Origin of the sequence: Fodinicola feengrottensis (assembly GCF_039530045.1) — a bacterium.
Classification (GTDB): domain Bacteria; phylum Actinomycetota; class Actinomycetes; order Mycobacteriales; family HKI-0501; genus Fodinicola; species Fodinicola feengrottensis.
Window position 1 is genome coordinate 50091 of the sequence record NZ_BAAANY010000004.1, and the last position, 18463, is coordinate 68553.

The window sequence follows — 18463 nt, forward strand, 5'->3', positions numbered from 1 at the left end:
CCGGCGAGTCCGCGCCGGGAACGCCCGGCTCTCAGGTCCAGTTCTGGTTTCGCATCTTTTACCCCCAGTCAAAGCCAAACATGGTCCAGTCCCAGGCCAACAGCCAGCCACGGTTACGCATCTCGTGCTCCTCCCCAACGAGGTTTCATGGTCACCAGGCGAGACGTGCGCGAAACTCGAAAGTCACACCGGCCGTTAGCGCGGTACGCCGGCGGTGGCCAGCATGGCGAACAAATAGGGCATCGCGCCGAGGCGATAGAGCACCAGCGTGGCGGCCACCATCGCGATCGGCAGGGCCACCAGCCATTTTTCGCGCAGGCCTCCGGTCGGCATCGGGCTGCCGCTGAACCGGTGTTTGCTGAGTGGGTAGAAGAGCGGCACGCCCTCCTTGGTCATCACGTCTCCGGCGATGTGCGCCGCGACGCCGAGCGCATAGCTCGCGCCCACCCACGCCCAGTGGACTCCGGCGATCGTGGCCAGCACGGCGGCGCCCGCACAGAAAAGAAAAGTGCCGATGTTCGCCAGGGTGCCGCCGTGAGTCCAGCCGAGACCGCGCAGCCCCAGCCCGATCGCGAGGACGACCGCGATCGTTGGCAGGTAAGGGATCCAGTGTCCGCCGACGACCGTCGCCTGGGCGAGTGCGCCGGTGATGGGGACGGCCCAGATCGCGTGGGTGCCCTTTCGGTGCCCGCCGGACACCCAAGCGATGCCGCGGGCGAGCTGCCGGGTGGGCCAGCCGAACGTACGAGCGACAGTCGCTGAGGGGTGATCGCAGTCGGGCAGCAGCGCGGCTCCGGCGGTGACCACCGCGCCGGCCAGCAGCTCCGGCACCCCGATCGGCGTGACCTGAGCCAGCAACGGCGCCGCGGCGAGCCAGACGGCGGCGCCACTGAGCGCGTGGGTGTGACCCATCATCGCGGCATCGCCGCCGGGGTCGTACGGGGCATCGGGCGTCCTTCTGGCTCGGGTTGGTGCGGCCCCTGTTTTTATCAATGTCCGTACGAATATTCCGGCAAGCCACACCGCACGAAGGCGATGTGTCGTGGCTCTCTGTCCGATTTATGATACTTTCTCCGCCATGGCTGGTCAGCGTGTCGATCGGATTGCCGAGGTCCTGCTGATCACCGTCGGCAGCGTCGTCCTCGCGGTGGCGTGGGTCGCCGTTCCGGACGCGTCGGTGACTTTGGCCGTCCTGGTTGGCTGGAACGTGATCGCGTTCGGCTATATCGCGGTGCAATGGCTGCGTATCCACCGCAGCAGGCGGACGTCCAAGGAGGTCGACACCGGCGTACCGGACTGGGTCGGCGGCAAACTCGGCCGTACGATCGGCCTCGCTGGCACCTTGGTCACCAGCGTCGCCGGCGTCACCGGAGGCCTCCTGGTGGTCGCCGCGGACGCGGCCGCCCAGGACGGTGACCTCGACTCGACATTGTTGTTCTTCCTCAAGCTTTGCGGCGCACTAGCGGTAATCGCGGCCTGGATCCTTCTGCATTTGGGCTACGCCGGCTGGTATGCCTACTTGTTCTATCGATCCGAAGCTGCCGGGGGCCTGGAATTTCCGGCCACGAACCGACCGAACCACCTCGACTTCGCCTACTTCTCCTTCACCCTCGGAACATCGTTCGCAGTGTCCGACGTGCAGATCCAGGCCCGGCCGCTGCGCTATGCGGCGCTGACCCATGGCGTTCTCTCTTTCTTCTACAACGCGGCCCTTGTCGGCATAGCCGTCAACGCTCTCGCCGGAAAATAGCCCTCGGTCAAGGCGGAGTCGCCAGAAAGCCCGAATGGGTGGGGCTGCCATGGCGGAACTGGGCGCGACCGTCGCCGGTCAAAAGAATTCAACCGGCGACGGGACGCACGTCAGGACAGCGTGAAAACGCCGAGTCGCTGGGTGGCCCGGGTCAGGGCGACGTAAAGGTCGCTCAGCCCGCGCGGCGACTCGGCGACGATGCCGTCCGGGTCGACGGTCACCACCGTGTCGAATTCGAGACCTTTTGCTTGCGGTACGGTCAAAAGGACGACTCGGCGTTCGAGGTCCGGGGCCGCCCCGATGGCCAGCTCCGGGATCGCCGCGGCCAGGGCCGGAGTCAGCTGGGCGACCAGGCCCGCTGGAGCGATGACACCCAGACGGCCATCGCCGACCTCTTTTGCTTCCTGCGCCACGATTTCGGCGAGCCGGCCCGGGGAACCGGTCTCGTCCCACGGCTCGACGCCGGTGCTGCGTACCGCTTTGGGCGCCTGAAAGGCCGGGTCGATGTCGGCTAGGACGAGCGCGGCCCGCGCCATGATCTCGGCCGGCGTACGGTAGCTGACGGTCAGCTCGGTCAGCCGCCAGCGATCGGCCACGTACGGCGAAAAGATCTCCGCCCACGAACCGCGGCCGGCCAGCGAGCCGGTCTGCGCGAGATCGCCGGCGACGGTCATGGAGCGGCTCGGGCAGCGTCGCATCAACAGCCGCCACGCCATCGGCGACAACTCCTGCGCCTCGTCCACGATCACGTGGCCGAACACCCAGTTGCGGTCGGCGGCCGCGTGCGCGGCGGCGGTTTGCCGTACGTCCTCGGCATACCGAGCAGCCACCGCCTCGGCGTCCATAAGATCGGAGATGACCGCGATCCCGGCCTCCGAGAAGCCCTCCAGCTCGAAGGACTGCGATCCAGCCGCCAGATCGAGTACGCCCTGCGCGTACTCCAGCCGGGCCTGCCGCTCCCGCTCGGCGCGGGCCCGCTCGGCGGTGTCGTCCACGCCCAGCAGCTCGGCGGCCTCGTCGAGCAGCGGCACGTCCGACGGGCTCCACCCACCGTCCGCTGTACGCAGCAGCAAGGCCCGCTCGGCGGCGCTGAACTGCGGCGCGGCCGATTCCAGAGCGTCCGCGGAGGCGTAGAAATCAGCCAGAAACCGCTCCGGCTCCAGCGGCGGCCAGAGGTCGTCGATGACCGCCTGCACGGCCGGCTCGGTCGACAGATCCGCCCGGATGTCCGCCAGGTCGTCGGTGTCCAGCACGTTCGGCGTACCCGGCGCGTCGTTGCCGCCCAGCGGATCGTCCCAGTACGGGTCGGTCCCAATCCGCTCGGCGACCTGTGCGACCAGGGTGGCCAGCACCCCGGCGGCGAAGATCGGCCGGGCCAGGTTGTGCGGCAGGCGGGAAGCGCGAGCCTGCTCCCGCGCCACCGAGCACGCCTGTTTGTCCAGCGAGAGGGTGTGCCGGCCGACGTCGATCAGGATCGGTTCTTCAGGCACCTGCTGGCGGTCGCTCACGGCTGCGGCCAGGATCTCGACCAGCTGCGTACGCCCCTTCAGCTCAGCGGCGGCGGCCGACTCCGGGCGCCGCGCGGTGACCCCGGGGTAGAGGTCGCCGAGAGTGGCCAGCAGCACGCCGGTCTCGGCCAGCGACGGCAACACCTGCGAGATATAGCGCAGGAAGGTGTCGTTCGGGCCGACGATCAGCACGCCTCGCCCGCTCAGCTGCCGGTGGTACGTGTAGAGCAGGTAAGCGGCGCGGTGCAAGGCGACGGCCGTCTTGCCGGTGCCCGGCCCGCCCTGCACCACCAGCACCCCGGCGAGGTCGGAACGGATCGCCTCGTCCTGCTCGGCCTGGATGGTCTCGACGATGTCCTGCATCCGGCCGGTACGGTTCGCCGTCAGCGCAGCGAGCAGCACCGCCTCGCCGGTCAGTGTCTGGGTTTCGGTATCAGCGGACGGATCCGCGACCAGCAGCTCGTCGTCCAGCCCGGTGACCGTCCGCTGGCTGGTGCGGATGTGCCGGCGGCGGGCGACCCCGTCCGGGGTAGCGGCGGTGGCCACGTAGAACGGCCGGGCCGCCGGCGCCCGCCAGTCCAGCAGCAACGGCTCGAAGTCGCCGTCGTCGTCGAAGAGACCGATGCGGCCGATGTGCTGGTGACCGCCGTCCTGCAGGTCCAGCCGGCCGAAACACAGCCCCTGCTCCACCGCGTCGTACCGTGCGACCCGCTCGGTGTGCAGCGAGGTGAGCGAGTCCCGTTGCGTCCGGTCCTGCGGCGTGCCGCCGGTCGCGCGCAGCTCACTGGCGAGCCGTTCGGCTGCCTGCTCGCGCAGGTTGTCGAGGCGTCCGTAGAGCATGCTCACGTACTGCTGCTCATTTTCAAGGTCGTCGGTAGTTGACAAACTTGACACCCATGCCTCCTGCGAGTTACCGTATGAATCATCGGGGCTAGCTCCTGCTTGCCTGTTTGATGGCAGTCAGACGGTCGAGCATACCACGACAAGCCACCGCCGCGAATGTAACGAAAAGGACAGAACCGTTACGTTCGCGGCATGAAGATCCTGTTGCGATCGGCGATCGCGGTTGTCATCGGGCTGTTGCTGGGGATCGCGACGTCCCTCCTGCAGACCGTGCTGCCGGCCGCGGTCAGCCCGCTGGCGAACTCCGGCGCGCCCTGGGCGCTCGCCGGGATCCTGGTTGCCTACCTGTTTCGCCGTACGGGCTGGGAGGCGGTCGCCTTGGGCGTGTTTGTCCTGGCCGGCGAGGTGGCCGGCTATTACCTGACGACCGTGTTGCGCGGGTTCGATGTCTCCTTTGCGGCTATCGGGTTCTGGCTGGTGGCGGCGGTGGTGTTCGGCGCGATCGGTGGCCTCGCCGCCGGATTGCTTCGCGGTGAGTCGCCGTGGTGGCGATTGGCCGGCCTCGCCGTACCAGCCGGCATCCTGCTTGGCGAAGGCGCACACCTCGCGTTTTTCGTCGGCCAGCCCGAACTGTTCTGGTACGGGATCGGCTCGATGGTGTTGGGAGCCGCGTGTGGAGTGGTCGGCGCGATAAGGATGGGTCGTACGGCGGCTCAGTGGCTCGCCGGCTGTGTCGGGTTTGTCGTCGTGGGGCTGGTGATCACCGCCGTGTACGGGGCGACCGCCCTGGTTGTTTGACGCCGATGCCCTACGAGAGACCAAAAAGGTGCCAGCCGGCCAGGATGAGGTAAGTGGCGGCGAAAAACGCGAACACCAGGTTGAGCGCGACATGGGCGAGCCCGAACAGTCGGCCGGTCGGCCAGTGCCCCGATCCCATCCACGGGTCGACCAGCAACCTGATCAGCCAGTAAAGGCCGATGAACACCGCGAGCGCGGTGGCCGAGCGGTCGCCGCGCAGCAGGTCGCTGTGCAACACGACGGTGAGCACGCTGAACGCGAGGTACGTGAAAACCACGTACCCGCCGTAAATCCACATGAGTTTGCCGTTGATCGGGGAAAGTTTGGGCAACTCGGTACGCCAGTTCAGTACCCGAGGCACGCTGACGCTGACGATCAGCAGGCCGATCTGGCCGGCGGTGGCGAGCCAGAGGGCGATGTCGAAGATCAGGTTCATGATCCGCTCCAGAAAAGTGGGGTGACGAGGGCTTCGCGAAAGGGCGTGTGGAACAGCAGCGGCAGCGGCGCGAGGATCGCCAGCCAGGTCCACAGCCGGGCCAGCGCGACCGGCCAGCGGTGGATCCGCAGCCGGGACTCGGCCGTGGTGAGGACCGCGTGCAAACCGAAGTACGCGAGCGGTCCGCCGTACCAGGCGTTGACCGGCACGCTGATCGCGAGTTCGTGCAGGACACCGGAAAGCAGGAACGCGGCTGGTACGGCGACGCGGCCCAGCCAGCGGCGCAGCGGTGGGAGAAACAGCATCCTGGTGAGTTCGACGTACGCCAGATTCCAGCGGCGGGACCAGAACTCAGCCAGTGACCGGCTCCGTAGCGGGTCGCGGAACAGTCGCCGGACCGGATAACCGGCTCGTCGCAGGCCGCCGCTCAGCAGGTCGGCGAACCCCAGATGGACGGCGGTGAGGAAGACCGCGACACCCAGCCAGCCGACGGCGTACCGGCCCAGGTGCGGGGCCGCCCAGCGAAGGGCGACCGTGCCGGCGACGCCGAGGCCCAGCCCGATCAGTCCGCGCCCCAGCCACGGCCAGCCGCGGTGCGGCGATCGGCGCAGGAACGGGCGGGTGTCCATGCCCGGCCACAGCAGATACACGCACAGCGAGCCGCCGGTGGGGCGCGGACCGCGCCACAGGACCGCAATCTTGCAGGCCACGTACAGCGTCAAGATGATGACGATCAGGCGTACGGCACTAGTAGTCACCTAGCTAGTAAACACTAGAGAGGTTCTGACTGGTGTAATAGTGGCGGGCGGCATAGAGTGAGCCGGGTGCCTGACCTGACCATCGACGAACTGGCGCACCAGACCGGTACGAAAACGTCGACCCTGCGGCTCTACCAGTCGAAAGGCCTGCTCGATCCGCCCGAGGTGCGGGGCCGGGTCGGCTACTACTCAAGCGCTCATGTCGAGCGGTTGCAGGCCATTGGATCGTTGCAGCGGCGGGGATACTCGCTGGCCGCGATCAAGGAGCTCTTCGACGGCCACCGGCGCGGTGCCCATCTGGACGAGCTCCTCGGCATCGCCCAGGGGCGGCCGGCGGCCGAGCTCGATCCAGCTCGGTTCCTGGCGCTGTTCCCGGACGGAGAAATTGACCCGGCGGTGATTACCCGGGCCGTGGACCTCGGTCTTATGGAGGTAGCGCCGGACGGTTCAAGCGTACGAGCCCCGAGCCCGACCTTCCTCGAGGTCGGACTCACGCTCGCCGAACACGGCGTCCCGCCAGCGGTGGCGCTGGACGAATTCGAAGCGCTCACGGCCGACGTGTCCCGGATCGCCGATCGGTATGTCGCCCTGTTCGCGCGGTATGTGGCCGGAGATCGGCCAGCCGAGCTGACCGCCGCGGTGACCCGCTTCCGGGCGCTGGCCGGTGACGCCGTACGCGAGGCCCTAGAACGCGCCCTGGACCAGGCGGCCGCCCGGTGGGCTGGCGAGTGACCGAAGGTGACCGGTCCTGGTCACAGTTGTGATGGCAAATCCCGCCTTGGGCGCCAATAGGCTGCAATCGGCCGTGTTGTGGCACCTGGACGGGAGGCGCTCATGGGCGAGTTGGGGCGGCATCGGAAGACCTCTGGTGGGATGTCGAGGCGCAATATCCTGCGGGCCGGTTCGATCGCGGGGCTGTCCGCCGCGGCTGTGCCGGTGCTCGGCGGAACGGCGTTCGCGCAACCTGGTCGCGGACAGAATCGGCTGTCGACGTTCGAGCCGATTCGCCCGCCGGCTACCCCGCTGGCCGTTCGGTCGCCGTACCTGAGCACCTGGCTCGCTTCGGACTCGCTGCCCGGCACCTGGCCGTCCTTCTGGACCGGCCGGACCACCGCGATGACCGGCATCGTCCGGATCGACGGCGTGCCCTACGTCTTTATGGGCGCGCCCGCGGTGGACGCCGCGCCGGTGTCGCAAGGCATGTCACAGATCTCACTCGTCACCACCGCGACCCGGTCCACCTTCACTCTGACCGGTGGCGGAGTCGAGCTGGTCGTCACGTTCCTGTCGCCGATCGAGCCGGGCGACCTGCGGCGACAGTCCGCCCCGCTGTCGTACCTGTCGATGCGGGCGTCCAGCGCGGACGGCAAGGCGCACGCGGTGAGCGTTTACATCGATGTCTCGGCGGAGTGGGCGCACGGCGACAGCGGGACCAAGGTCGGCTGGGCGTCGGCGAGCACCTCCGGCGTACGGTCGTTGACCGTCACGCCCTCGGCTCCGTCAGTGCTGGCCGAGAACGGTGACATGGCGTCCTGGGGGACCGTCGTCTGGAGTACGCCCGAGCGCAGCGGCCTGACCTGGCAAATTGGTGAGGACCAAGTGGTGCGGGCGGCCGCGGTGCAGGCCGGGAAGCTGGCCGGCACTACCGACCCGAACCAGCCGCGCGCGATTGGCGACCACTGGCCGGTGCTCGGGCTCAACCTCGACTTCGGCCGGGTAAGCGCCGCCACCGACCCGTTCGTGGTGTCCATCGGGCACGTACGCCAGCCGGCGATGCGCTATCTCGGCGCGCCGCTGCAGCCGCTGTGGACCTCGTACTGGCCTTCCTGGCAGGACATGGTGGCCGCGTTCCACACCGACTTCGTCGCCGCCAGCGGCCGAGCGTCCACATTGGACAACAAGGTGACCGCGGACGCGCGGGCGGTGGGCGGGGACAAGTACGCGGCGCTGTGCGCGTTGGCGGTTCGGCAGGCGTACGGCGGCACCGAGTTGGTCGTACGCGATGGGAAGCCGTGGGCCTTCCTGAAGGAGATCTCCAGCGACGGCAACGTGTCCACTGTGGACGTCACGTACCCCGGCATGCCGATTTTCCTTTATCTGGACCCGCAACGCCTCGGCCTGCTGCTCGCGCCGCTGCTGGACTACGCGGAGAACGGCGGCTGGCCGAAGGACTACGCCGAGCACGATCTCGGCTCGCACTATCCCGACGCGGCCGGCCACAACGACGGGCAGGAGGAGGACATGCCGGTCGAGGAGTCGGCGAACATGTTGATCATGACCGCCGGCTACCTCGCCCGACTCACTGCCGCGGACGCGAAGACGTTCGCTGCCGCGCACTATCCCATTCTCAAGCGCTGGGCCGATTACCTGGTCGGCAACGCGCTGGATCCCGGCCTACAGAACCAAACCGACGACTTCACCGGCTGGATCGCGCACAGCGTGAACCTGGCACTGAAGGGCATTGTCGGCGTTGGTGCGATGAGCCGGATCAGCACCGCAGCTCAGAACGCGGCCGATGCGACGCACTATCTCAGCACCGCCCGTGACTACATCGGACAATGGGCGACGATGGGGCAGGACGGCGCGCATTTGCGGCTCGCGTACGACCAGCCGAACACCTGGAGCCAGAAATACAACGGCTATCCAGACCAACTGCTGGGCCTCGGGTTGATCTCCTCCACGGTCGCCGATCACGAGGCCGCCTGGTATTTGGCGCACCGCAACCAATACGGCGTGCCGCTGGATCTACGGCATTCGTACACCAAAACCGACTGGGAGTTGTGGACCGCCGCCTGGCAGCACCGCAACGCCGCTATCCGGGACGCGCTGATCACGGACGTTTACAACTTCGCCAACACCACCCCGAACAGAGTGCCCTTCACCGACTGGTACGACACGCTTTCCGGTCGCCAGCAAGGATTCCAGGCCCGGCCAGTGATTGGCGGTGTCTTCGCATTGCTGACCTTGCCGCGCTGAGTCGCTGATCAATTATGGGAAATGAGTTGCTCGGCGGCCGAGCAGCGTCACATCGCCTGTCCGATCACTCTGGTGGGCCACCGCGGGCGATGAGCTGCGCGGCGATGACGTTGCGCTGGATTTCGTTGGTGCCTTCGCCGACGATCATCAGCGGCGCGTCGCGCAGGTAGCGCTCGACGTCGAACTCGGTGGAATAGCCGTAGCCGCCATGGATGCGTACGGCGTTGAGCGCGATCGACATGGCGGTTTCGGACGCGAACAGTTTGGCCATGCCGGCCTCCAGGTCGCAGCGTTGCCCGGAGTCGTACCGTTCGGCGGCCATCAGGACGAGCTGGCGGGCGGCGGTGAGGCTGGTGGCCATGTCGGCGAGGTAGTTGCCGATGGACTGGTGGCGCCAGATCGGTTTGCCGAAAGTCTCCCTTTCCTGCGCGTACCGCAGCGCGTCGTCGAGCGCCGCGTGCCCGACGCCCAGGGCGCGGGAAGCCACCTGGATGCGGCCGATTTCCAGGCCTTTCATCATTTGCGCGAAACCCTCGCCCTCGCCCTCGCCCAGCAGGCTGTCCAGCGGCGTCCGGAAGTCGGTGAAGGCGAGTTCACAGCTCTCCACGCCTTTGTAGCCCAGCTTGGGAAGATCGCGGGAAACAGTGAGCCCCGGGCCGTGTTCGACCAGCAGGATGCTGATCCCGCGGTGTGCTGGTTCCGCCGCCGGGTCTGTTTTCACCAGCAGCGCGACAAGACCGGAGCGCCGGGCGTTGGTGATCCACGTTTTGGCGCCATTGATGACATAACTGCCGGTCTCCTTGCGGGCCACCGTGGTCAGTGCCTGCAGGTCGGAGCCGCCGCCCGGCTCGGTCAGTGCCATGGTGGCTCGTACCTGCCCGGTCGCCATCCGCGGCAGCCATCGTTGCTTCTGTTCCTCCGTACCGAAAGTGAGAATCAACTTGGCGACCACGGTGTGCCCGCCCATGGCACCGGCGAGGCTCATCCAGCCGCGAGCGAGTTGTTCGGTGACTCGTACGTAACACGGCGTGGAGACAGCGGCCTCGCCGTACGGACCCGGGATCGCGAGCCCGAAAATGCCCAACGACTTCATTTGTTCGATGAGTTTTTCCGGGTATTCGTTGGCGTGCTCGAGCTCGCGGGCGACCGGGCGCACCTCCCGGTCGACGAAATCGCGGACGACGTCGACAATCTGTTGCTCTTCCGGGCTCAGCGTGCTCACGAGCTGTCCTCCAGCGGGCTGGTCGCGCAACCATCTGTACGGCCGATTCTGTGCCCGCGGGTCAGGCGGGTCAATGGCGCGAGCGCTCAGCTGGCTGTGGACTGAGTCACCCGTCGGCTGTACGAGCGAACTGCAAGTCGGATTCCCGCCAGCTTTGTCCACTGTGGACGGCGATGCTGGGGTCATGAGAACGAAAACTGATCTGTCCGTACTGGAAAGCATGTACGCGGCGGAAGGGGAGTACTTGGCGGCTGGCGGTCCGGGCAAGGCGAGTTTTGCCCCGCTCGCGCCGTACTTCGCGCCCGATGTGGTGTTGCACCAAGCGGCGGCGCTTCCGTACGGCGGCACGTGGCGTGGTCACGATGGAATGGAGCGGTTCTTCGTCGCGATGAGCCAGGCGTGGGAGGCGTTCGAGATGGTGGAGCAGGCGTATCTGGCCACCGCGGATCCCCTTGTGGTGCTGACCCAGGTCCAGGCCCGGGCGCGTGCCACCGGGCGGGAGTTGGAATTTCCGATCTTGCAGACGATCACGGTCCGGGATGAGCGCATCGCCGGAGTTCGGCCGTTCTACTGGGACACGGCCGCGATCGCCGCCGCCTGCTCGGCTGGCGCCTGAAAGGGGCGCGGTGGATTCACCATCGCGCAGCTCCGCTGGCAAGCCGGCCGAGGTTCTCGTACGGTGGCGGGAAACTCCAGGAGGTCCGAACCATGCCCGTGCTTACCGGGATCCACCACGTCAAATATCCGGTCAGCGACCTGGCCATCAGTCGTGAATGGTACGAGCGGGTGCTCGGCTACCGGGTGGCGTTCGACTTTCCGGATGAGCACGGGGTGGTCAAAGGCGTCGGTGGGTTCGTTGAAGGGCTCGCGGTGCCGATTTCCCTGCAGGAGAACCCGGCCGCGGCGGCGGGGGCGGCGGCCGGCTTCGACCCGGTGTGCTTCTCGATCGCCGATCGGGCCGCGGCTGACGAGTGGGCGGCCAGGTTGACTGAGCTTGGCGTCGAGCACTCCGGGGTGATCGACGGGACGAGAGGTTGGCGGGTGATTTTCCGGGACCCGGACGGCACCGAGATCCGGCTTTACAGCACCAGCGATCAGGACGCGCAGGACCACACGGACAAGCCTGGCTACGCTCGCATGGTCTGATCGTCCGCCCATTTTGCCAGCGCGACCCGCGAAGACAGGCCGAGGCGTGCATAGCAGCTGCGGAGGTGCGCTTCGACAGTGCGTTCGCTGAGAAAAAGCCGGGCCGCGATGTCCGCATTGGACAGTCCCTCGCTCACCAGCTCGACCACCTGGTGTTCGCGTTTGGTGAGCGGCCCAGATTTGCGGCCCGCCGACAGCGCGACGCCGGACGACCGAGCCAGTCGCCGGGCTCGGTCCGCCCAGCCGGTCATCTCGGCTTTTTCGAAGATGGCCAGGCAGGTGGACACGTGGTCAGGCTCGGCGTCGCCGTCCTGCTCGAGGAACTCCAGCCGAGTCTGGGCTGCCAGTACGGCCATGCCCATGCTTTCCAGCTGGGTGGCGGCCGACTCGAGCAGTCGTCCGGAGCCGAGTGTCAGTCCTTCGACCCGGTCGGCGAGGGCGATCGAAAATGGTGCCGTACGGCCGATATCCCGTAGCTGCGAGATCACTTCGCTGGCCTGCTCGCGATTGCCGGCAAGGATCGCGGCTCTTCCCTGGAACAGCAACATCAAGCAGGATGCGATGGGTTCGTACGCCACGACCGCCGCGACTGGGGAAGTCGTCCGCCGTACGCTCGCGCCGTTCACCGCGATCGCGAGGTTCGCCAATTCGGTGAGCGCCCGCAGTCCGACATCGTCCGTGAAATCCCCGGAAGTCGCGCCGGCCGCCTCGGCCGTGCACCTGGTGGCTTCCCGCAGCCTGCTCCGCTCGGCCAGCAGGAAAGCCTTACATAGCAACAAACGGGCCAGTGACCGGGGCGCACCGGCCGGCCGGGCGATGCCGAGCCCGGTCTCGACCGCGGCCAGCGCGGCCGCCAGGTCGCCGGTCAGGTAGCGCACGATGCCGATCGAATGGTCGGAACCGCAGACGCCCAACAACATCCCGTATTCGGAGACGTATCGGCGATGCAGGAGGGCCGTACTCATGGCGGTCTCGGTGTCGCCAGCGAGTGCGCAGAGTCCGATGAGTTCACGCAGGGCCCGGTTGTGCATGATGTCCGCGCCTGGCCCACCGGGTTGATGGGCGTCCACCGCACGCTGCGCCTGCTCCCTCGCGGCGGCGAAATCGCCCTTGAGCAGCAAGGCGATCTCGTGGCCAAGGTGGCGTGCGGTCGGTGCGGTCGGGTCGCGTTCGGCGGCGGCGATCAGCTGGCCGGAAAGCCTTCGCATGCCGGCGGTGTCGCCGAGCCGCATGGTGAAGGTCAGGTGGGCCAACAGGTCGGCGATCGACCCGCCAGGCTGCGTGACGGCGGGCAGAAACTGGCCCGCCGCCGCAAGGTTTCCGCGCTCCGACTCCAAAACCACCCGTACCACCCGCAGCCACGTCAACCGGTGGTCCGGGGCGCCTCGCTCGATCAACGCGATGCTTTCCAGGCTGGCCGCGATGGTGTCGTCGACCCGGCCCAGCCCGAGGTTCGCCCAGCACAGCCCGTACAACTGCTCGGCCGCCAGGTCGTCGCGGCCGAGCTCACGCGCCTCGGCGACGGCGATCGTCAGATAGCGGATCGCCTCTTCGAAGGCCTGCACGTGAATGGCTCGCCAGCCGGCCGCGGCGAGCACCTCGGTGGCCCGGTCGGACGCGATCAGGTCACCGGCGCCCAGGTAATGCGGCGCCAGCGCGAGCACATCGTCGGGCCGTACGGCGTCCAGGGCCGCGGCCAGAGCCGCGTGCATGGCGCGCCGCTCCCGTACGGTCAGTTCCGCGTAGGCCACCTCGGCGTAGAGCGGATGAGCCGCCCGATAGGACTGCGCGTCCTGCACCACCAAGCCATCGGTCAGTAGGTTTCCCAGTGTTGCCTGGAAATTTCCGGTCGATGCCCAGGCCTTCTCGATCACCCCAGCGGTGCCGTCGTCACCGGCGACCGCGATGACCTCCAGCAGTCGACGCTCAGGTGCCCGCAATCGACGCAACCGATCGAGCACCACGTCTCGTACGATGACAGGCAGCTGACCGGATTCCAGCGCCGCGTCACCGCCGGTTTTCACCAGTGCGGCAACGAAAAGCGGCACTCCCTTGGCGCGTTCGGTGACCGCTTGGAGCAGCTCGGCGGGCGGAGTGGCGCCGAGCAGGTCGGTGGTCAGTTCGGCGACCGCGGCGTCGGCCAATGGCGCCAACGCGAGCTCGTGGCCGTTGTCGCGTACGCCGGTGGCCAGCTCCCGAAGCCCGTCGCTCATCTCGTCGCCGCGATAGCTGCCCAGCACCAGCAGCCGCAGGCCGGCCGTCTTGCGCCCGAGGTAGTGCAGCAACTCCACCGAGCCGCGGTCGGCCCAGTGCAGGTCGTCAACGAAAAGCACGGTTGGCCGCCGATCGGCGATCCGCTCGACCAGCTGGGCAACCGCTTCGAACATCCGCGCCCTGGCCATCTCCGGGTCGGTGGCCGGCTCCGGGACGGTGAGCGCGGGATGGACGAGCAGCCGCCCGAGGTCATCGAGTCCGGCCAGCAACTGCGCGGCCTCGGCGCGCGCCATCGCGCCGAGCCGCGGGCGTACCGCCTCGACGATCGGTGCGTACGCGAGCCCTGCCCGCAGCGGATGCGCCCGGGCCTGGAGCACCGCGAACCCGCGCTTCGCGGCGACCGCGAGCGCGTCGGCGGCCAGCCGGGACTTGCCGATGCCCGCTTCGCCGCGCAGCAGCACGGTCCGCCCGCTACTGGCCTGGGCCGCGTCGAGAGATTCCAACAGTGCCGCCCGCTCCGCGTGGCGCCCCACCAAGCGGCGCTCACCTGGCTCGCCGCGGCTGATCGTCACCGCCTCACTGTAACCACCTTGTGAGGACTGCTTATGGAACTGTCCAATCGTACGATGGGATCATGACGCAGGTCGTGGTGCTTAAAGTGTTTTGCGGTCCAGACGGCGGTGGTGGCAACAAGTTGGGCGTTGTCCAGGACGGCGCATCGGTTCCTGGGCAGCACGATCGGCAGGCGATGGCTAAGGAACTCGGCTACAGCGAGACAGTTTTCGTGGATGATGCCGAAAAAGGTGCGGTAGACATCTACACGCCGAGCGTCCGGCTGCCATTCGCCGGGCACCCACTGGTGGGTGCGGCGTGGTTGCTCGCCCGCGCAGGAGTCGCCCCGGCGGCGCTGTATCCGCCGGCCGGTCCGGTGCCGACTTGGGTGGAAGGTGACTTCACCTGGATTCGCGGGCACGTTGACTGGGCCGCTGGACGGCATCCGGAGCAGTACGACTCGGGGGCCGCTGTCGAGGCGCTGCCGGCGCCGCCGGAGTGCACCGGATGGTTGTACGCGTGGGCTTGGCGGGATGAGGCGGCCGGTACGGTCCGGACCCGGGCGTTCCCGCGCCGCGGCGACGGCATCGTCGAGGACGAGGCCACCGGAGCGGCCGCGGTGGTCCTCACCCATCACCTTGGGCGCGCGTTGGACGTGTGGCAAGGTGTCGGATCGCAGATCCTGACCCAGGCCCAGCCGGACGGCTGGGTAGCCGTCGGCGGCCGAGTCTCGTACGCCTGAACCTGGACCCCACCGAATACCTGCTACGGCGCGAAACTGTCGTACCCCCCTGTCTAAATTAGCCCCCACCCAGATCGGGTGGGGGGTGGGTTTGAGGACGCGCGTAGACGAAAACTTTGTGACTCCTGAGGTTTCTGGGACTTTAGGGGCTGGAGTGGCCCGTACCCGGCGGCAGCTTCCCGATTGATGGGCCTGCGATCCCACCAGATGGGACGCGGGTGTTGCTGTTGTGAATCTTGAGCAGTTTCACCAGCGGAATTGTGGCCGTCCGTGTCTGTCCACTGTGGACTGCCGGCTGTCGACACCCACACTTCACCGAAGTCACCCTGCGTACGATCGCCACCCCGCAGATCACCGACCGGGTCGAGAAAGAAAAACCGGTCGAGGCCACCAAAACGTGGCCCCGACCGGGTGGTTTTAGTGCGGGAGCTTGCCGAACCCGTGTTCCTTGATGCGCGCCACGTTGCCGCGCGCCGCGTACCAGCCGACGATCAGCGCCACCACGATCAGTGGGATGCAGTAGATGACGATCTTGCCGGTGGACCCGTTGAACCACGTCATCGCGAGGACGAGCGCGAGGAACGCGAGGGTGATGTAGTTCGTGTAGGGCGCGCCGGGCAGCCGGAATTCCTGTCGTACGATCCGGCCATCGGCCACCGCCCGCTGCATCGCCAAGTGCGAGATCATGATCATCGACCACATGCCGATGGTGCCCACCGCGGAGAGCTCGGTGACGATTTCGAAGGCGTCGTGCGGAAGAAACGCGTTGAGGGCGACGCCGATCAGGTAGATCGAAGCGGTCAGCAGGATGCCCGCGTACGGCACGCCGGACTTGCTCATCCGGGACAGCATGCGCGGCGCGGAGCCGTTGAACGCGAGCGAACGCAGCACCCGGCCGGTGGTGTAGAGGCCGGAGTTCACGCTGGACAGCGCGGCGGTGAGCACCACCAGGTTCATCACCGCCGCGGCGCCGGGCACGCCGATCTTGGACAGCAGCGTGACGAACGGGCTCTGCCCGGACTGGTACACGAAGGACGGCAGCAGCATCACCAGCAGCAGCACCGAACCGACGTAGAAGACCGCGATCCGCCAACCGACCGAGTTGACGGCCTTCGGGATGACCTTGCGCGGGTTGTCGGTCTCGCCGGCCGCGACGCCGACCATTTCCACGCCGGCGTACGCGAAGACCACGCCCTGCAGAATCATCAGGACGGCGAGGAATCCGGCCGGGAAGAAGCCGCCGTTCTGGAAAATCAGCTGCGGGCCGGTGGTGTAGCCGTCCACGTGCGTACGGCTGACCAGCGTCACGATGGCGATGATCATGAAGATCACCAGCGCCGCGACCTTGATCGCGGCGAACCAGAACTCCAACTCGCCGAAGACCTTGACCGAGACCAGGTTGACCGCGAGCACCACGCCCAGCGCGATCAGCGCCGGAATCCACTGTGGAACGTCGGGCGCGAAGAACCTCACGTAGACGGCTGCCGCCGTCACGTCGCCCATGCCGCTACAGGCCCAGTTCAGGAAATACATCCAGCCGGCGAAGTAGGCCGATTTCTCGCCGATGAATTCCCGGGAGTACGAGACGAAGGAGCCCGACGTGGGCCGGTGCATCACCATCTCGCCCATGGCCCGGACGACCAGGAACGCGATCGCACCGGCAACCGCGTACACGATCATCAGGGCGGGGCCGGCGCTGTGCAGTCGACCGCCGGCGCCGAGAAAGAGCCCGCTGCCGATCGCGCCGCCGATGGCGATCATCTGGACCTGGCGGTTGCCGAGGCCTTTCTTGTATCCCTCATCCTCGAAGACCGCGAGGTCCGTCCTGGACTGGAATTCTTCTTCCCCCGTGGTTTCTGCGCGCTGCGTCATTGGGCCGTGGGTTCCTTACTCGATGGTGTGCTGGTTCCCGACATGGGAGACATTCTGCGATCCCAGCGCTACCCCAGCCACGCGGGGGGTTCCCCAAAACCAGTTCTCCGCGTGAAACTGGCCGGTTCCGGCCAGTGTGTGTACGTTCAGGTTTCCGGTCAGTTCAATGGCTCGATCTCAGTGTCCGCGAACGAGTGCCAACGGCCAGCCGGGCTATCTGACAACGGTGATGACCAGAATTTCGTTGGCCCGCGTCATTTCGCCGGCAGAACAACCGATGGCGCAGGTTTCAGATCGAAGCGGAGCCGTCGGCGGTTGAGCGCGAAAGTCCGTACGCGGCCAGGAACAGCGCGACCGCGAAACAGAGCGGGCCGACAGTCTCCGGGACCTCGTGGTGCAGCGCACCGACCACGGTGTCACCGAGCTGGATCGCGAAGCCGATCCACAGCACGAGACTGAGCGGATACCAGGCGCGACGCAGCAGCGGCCAGGTCATCGCGAGGCACAGCGCCACGTTCCGGACCGTGTCGTAGTCGCCCAGTGTCGTACGAGCCGCTGTCAGCAATCCGCCGATGACCAGGAACATGGTGGTCACAACGGTGGCGACGGTGACCACCGAGACGAACAACCGGACCATTAAAGAGGGAGCCATATCATTCGGTCGCCGAATCATATGGTGAGGCTAGCATAGCGTACGTGACCACACCAGACTCGGTCGGCGCCAGCCTGACCTTCCTGTTCGGCAAGCTGGGCGTGATCGCCACCGCGGGCTTCGCCGCGGAACTCGCCGCCGTCGGCATCAAACCGCGGCATTGCGCGGTGCTGGAGCTGGCCCGCGGGCAGGCGCTGTCGCAGCTGGACATCGCCCACCGGGTGGGGGTGACGCCGAGCGTCGTGGTGGACATGCTCGACGAGTTGGAAGACCTTGGCGCGGTACGCCGAGTGGCCGACCCGGGGGACCGGCGGCGGCGGGTGGTGGAGCTGACCACCAAGGGTCGGTCCCTGCACCGGCATGCCGTACGAGCCGCGGCGAAGGCCGATCGCGGCCTACTGTCCGGATTGGACGATCGCGCGCAGGCGGCCGTACGGGCTTCGATGGCCCGGCTTGGCGCCGCGCACGGGTTGGACTTTTCCTGACTGGCCGCCGAAATCGCACATCGATTCCGGCGGCCAGCTGACGTGCTGGTTGGTCAGGATTTCACGTAGTAGCTATGTGGCGTGTATTCGGCTTGGTCGCCGGTCTTGGCTAGCACCGGTCCGGCCGCCGCCGGCGAGCAGGCCGAGTCGGAGAACAGGTCGATCTCCGACCCGGTTTTGTTGAGAACTCGTACCACACTGTCGGCGCCGCTGCCGGTCACCTGATGGCAGCCCACGGTCGGGTTGACGTCAGAGAATCCGCCGCTGTTGTTGATGAAAATGACGGCGCCGGTCGCGGCGGACGCCGGCGCCGCGGCGATGGCCAGGGTGCCGACCGCGATCGCGCCAGCCAGCGCGAGCCGGCTTGTTATCGTACGAAACAAGGGAAATCCTTTCGATCGAAATGCGATAGAGGGCCCTTTCGGTAACTGGAAACAGGATCCGGCCACAGGGGGAGATTCAGCGTAGATTTGGCTCGGGCCAGTCGGAAGTGACATTCCTCATCACCT

Annotated in this window: 17 protein-coding genes; 8 read left to right on the forward strand and 9 right to left on the reverse strand. The window is 67.2% G+C overall.

Annotated features, from left to right (window positions below):
* Positions 1-195 precede the first annotated feature (195 nt).
* The gene (locus ABD301_RS05860) at positions 196-915 is read right to left on the reverse strand and encodes a metal-dependent hydrolase (protein WP_163569767.1); all 720 of its coding nucleotides are present in this window, start codon (positions 913-915) and stop codon (positions 196-198) included.
* Between the two features lie 163 nt (positions 916-1078).
* Here ABD301_RS05860 and ABD301_RS05865 point away from each other — a divergent pair, with 163 nt between their 5' ends.
* Entirely contained in the window at positions 1079-1750 is a 672-nt protein-coding gene (locus ABD301_RS05865; RefSeq protein WP_344307861.1) for a DUF1345 domain-containing protein, read from the forward strand.
* Positions 1751-1860: 110 nt separating this feature from the next.
* Here ABD301_RS05865 and ABD301_RS05870 read toward each other — a convergent pair whose 3' ends face one another.
* Entirely contained in the window at positions 1861-4152 is a 2292-nt protein-coding gene (locus ABD301_RS05870) for a HelD family protein (RefSeq protein WP_344307863.1), read from the reverse strand.
* A 141-nt stretch (positions 4153-4293) separates the two neighbouring features.
* On the opposite strand from ABD301_RS05870, the gene ABD301_RS05875 reads away from it, so the two are divergent.
* Entirely contained in the window at positions 4294-4899 is a 606-nt protein-coding gene (locus tag ABD301_RS05875; protein ID WP_163569765.1) for a DUF6518 family protein, read from the forward strand.
* 10 nt (positions 4900-4909) lie between these two features.
* Here ABD301_RS05875 and ABD301_RS05880 read toward each other — a convergent pair whose 3' ends face one another.
* Positions 4910-5335 carry a hypothetical protein gene (locus tag ABD301_RS05880; protein WP_344307865.1) on the reverse strand — a complete coding sequence of 142 codons (426 nt, stop codon included), beginning with the start codon at positions 5333-5335 and terminating at the stop codon, positions 4910-4912.
* A complete protein-coding gene (locus ABD301_RS05885) occupies positions 5332-6093 on the reverse strand; it encodes an MBOAT family protein (RefSeq protein WP_344307867.1) in 762 nt (253 codons plus the stop codon). Before ABD301_RS05885 ends, ABD301_RS05880 begins: the two co-directional genes overlap by 4 nt.
* Positions 6094-6159: 66 nt before the next feature.
* On the opposite strand from ABD301_RS05885, the gene ABD301_RS05890 reads away from it, so the two are divergent.
* Together ABD301_RS05890 and ABD301_RS05895 are read left to right on the forward strand one after the other, a co-directional pair.
* Positions 6160-6825 carry a MerR family transcriptional regulator gene (locus tag ABD301_RS05890; protein ID WP_344307869.1) on the forward strand — a complete coding sequence of 222 codons (666 nt, stop codon included), beginning with the start codon at positions 6160-6162 and terminating at the stop codon, positions 6823-6825.
* Positions 6826-6966: 141 nt separating this feature from the next.
* Positions 6967-9069: a glutaminase family protein gene (locus tag ABD301_RS05895; RefSeq protein WP_344307871.1), complete on the forward strand. Its 2103-nt coding sequence runs from the start codon at positions 6967-6969 to the stop codon at positions 9067-9069.
* A 64-nt stretch (positions 9070-9133) separates the two neighbouring features.
* Here the strand turns inward: ABD301_RS05895 and ABD301_RS05900 are convergent, their stop codons facing one another.
* The gene (locus tag ABD301_RS05900; RefSeq protein WP_344307873.1) at positions 9134-10291 is read right to left on the reverse strand and encodes an acyl-CoA dehydrogenase family protein; all 1158 of its coding nucleotides are present in this window, start codon (positions 10289-10291) and stop codon (positions 9134-9136) included.
* Positions 10292-10475: 184 nt separating this feature from the next.
* On the opposite strand from ABD301_RS05900, the gene ABD301_RS05905 reads away from it, so the two are divergent.
* Both ABD301_RS05905 and ABD301_RS05910 read left to right on the forward strand, forming a co-directional pair.
* Positions 10476-10907, forward strand: coding sequence for a nuclear transport factor 2 family protein (locus tag ABD301_RS05905; RefSeq protein ID WP_279581268.1), 432 nt, complete (start codon positions 10476-10478; stop codon positions 10905-10907).
* Positions 10908-10999: 92 nt separating this feature from the next.
* Positions 11000-11437 (forward strand): VOC family protein, encoded by a 438-nt coding sequence (locus ABD301_RS05910; protein WP_344307876.1) that lies wholly within the window; start codon positions 11000-11002, stop codon positions 11435-11437.
* Here ABD301_RS05910 and ABD301_RS05915 read toward each other — a convergent pair.
* Positions 11419-14223, reverse strand: a complete 2805-nt coding sequence (locus tag ABD301_RS05915) for an ATP-binding protein (protein WP_344307878.1) — start codon at positions 14221-14223, stop codon at positions 11419-11421. The two genes, ABD301_RS05910 and ABD301_RS05915, sit on opposite strands and share 19 nt — an antisense overlap.
* A gap of 62 nt (positions 14224-14285) precedes the next feature.
* Between ABD301_RS05915 and ABD301_RS05920 the strand changes: the two genes are divergently transcribed.
* A complete protein-coding gene (locus ABD301_RS05920) occupies positions 14286-14945 on the forward strand; it encodes a PhzF family phenazine biosynthesis protein (RefSeq protein ID WP_344307880.1) in 660 nt (219 codons plus the stop codon).
* Positions 14946-15362: 417 nt separating this feature from the next.
* Here the strand turns inward: ABD301_RS05920 and ABD301_RS05925 are convergent, their stop codons facing one another.
* Complete coding sequence (locus tag ABD301_RS05925; protein WP_344307882.1) at positions 15363-16817, reverse strand: amino acid permease; 1455 nt, start codon at positions 16815-16817, stop codon at positions 15363-15365.
* Positions 16818-17106: 289 nt separating this feature from the next.
* Entirely contained in the window at positions 17107-17445 is a 339-nt protein-coding gene (locus tag ABD301_RS05930; protein WP_163569756.1) for a hypothetical protein, read from the reverse strand.
* Between the two features lie 68 nt (positions 17446-17513).
* Here ABD301_RS05930 and ABD301_RS05935 point away from each other — a divergent pair, with 68 nt between their 5' ends.
* Positions 17514-17954 carry a MarR family winged helix-turn-helix transcriptional regulator gene (locus tag ABD301_RS05935; RefSeq protein WP_344307884.1) on the forward strand — a complete coding sequence of 147 codons (441 nt, stop codon included), beginning with the start codon at positions 17514-17516 and terminating at the stop codon, positions 17952-17954.
* Positions 17955-18007: 53 nt separating this feature from the next.
* Here ABD301_RS05935 and ABD301_RS05940 read toward each other — a convergent pair whose 3' ends face one another.
* A complete protein-coding gene (locus ABD301_RS05940) occupies positions 18008-18337 on the reverse strand; it encodes a hypothetical protein (protein WP_344307886.1) in 330 nt (109 codons plus the stop codon).
* Positions 18338-18463: the final 126 nt, after the last annotated feature.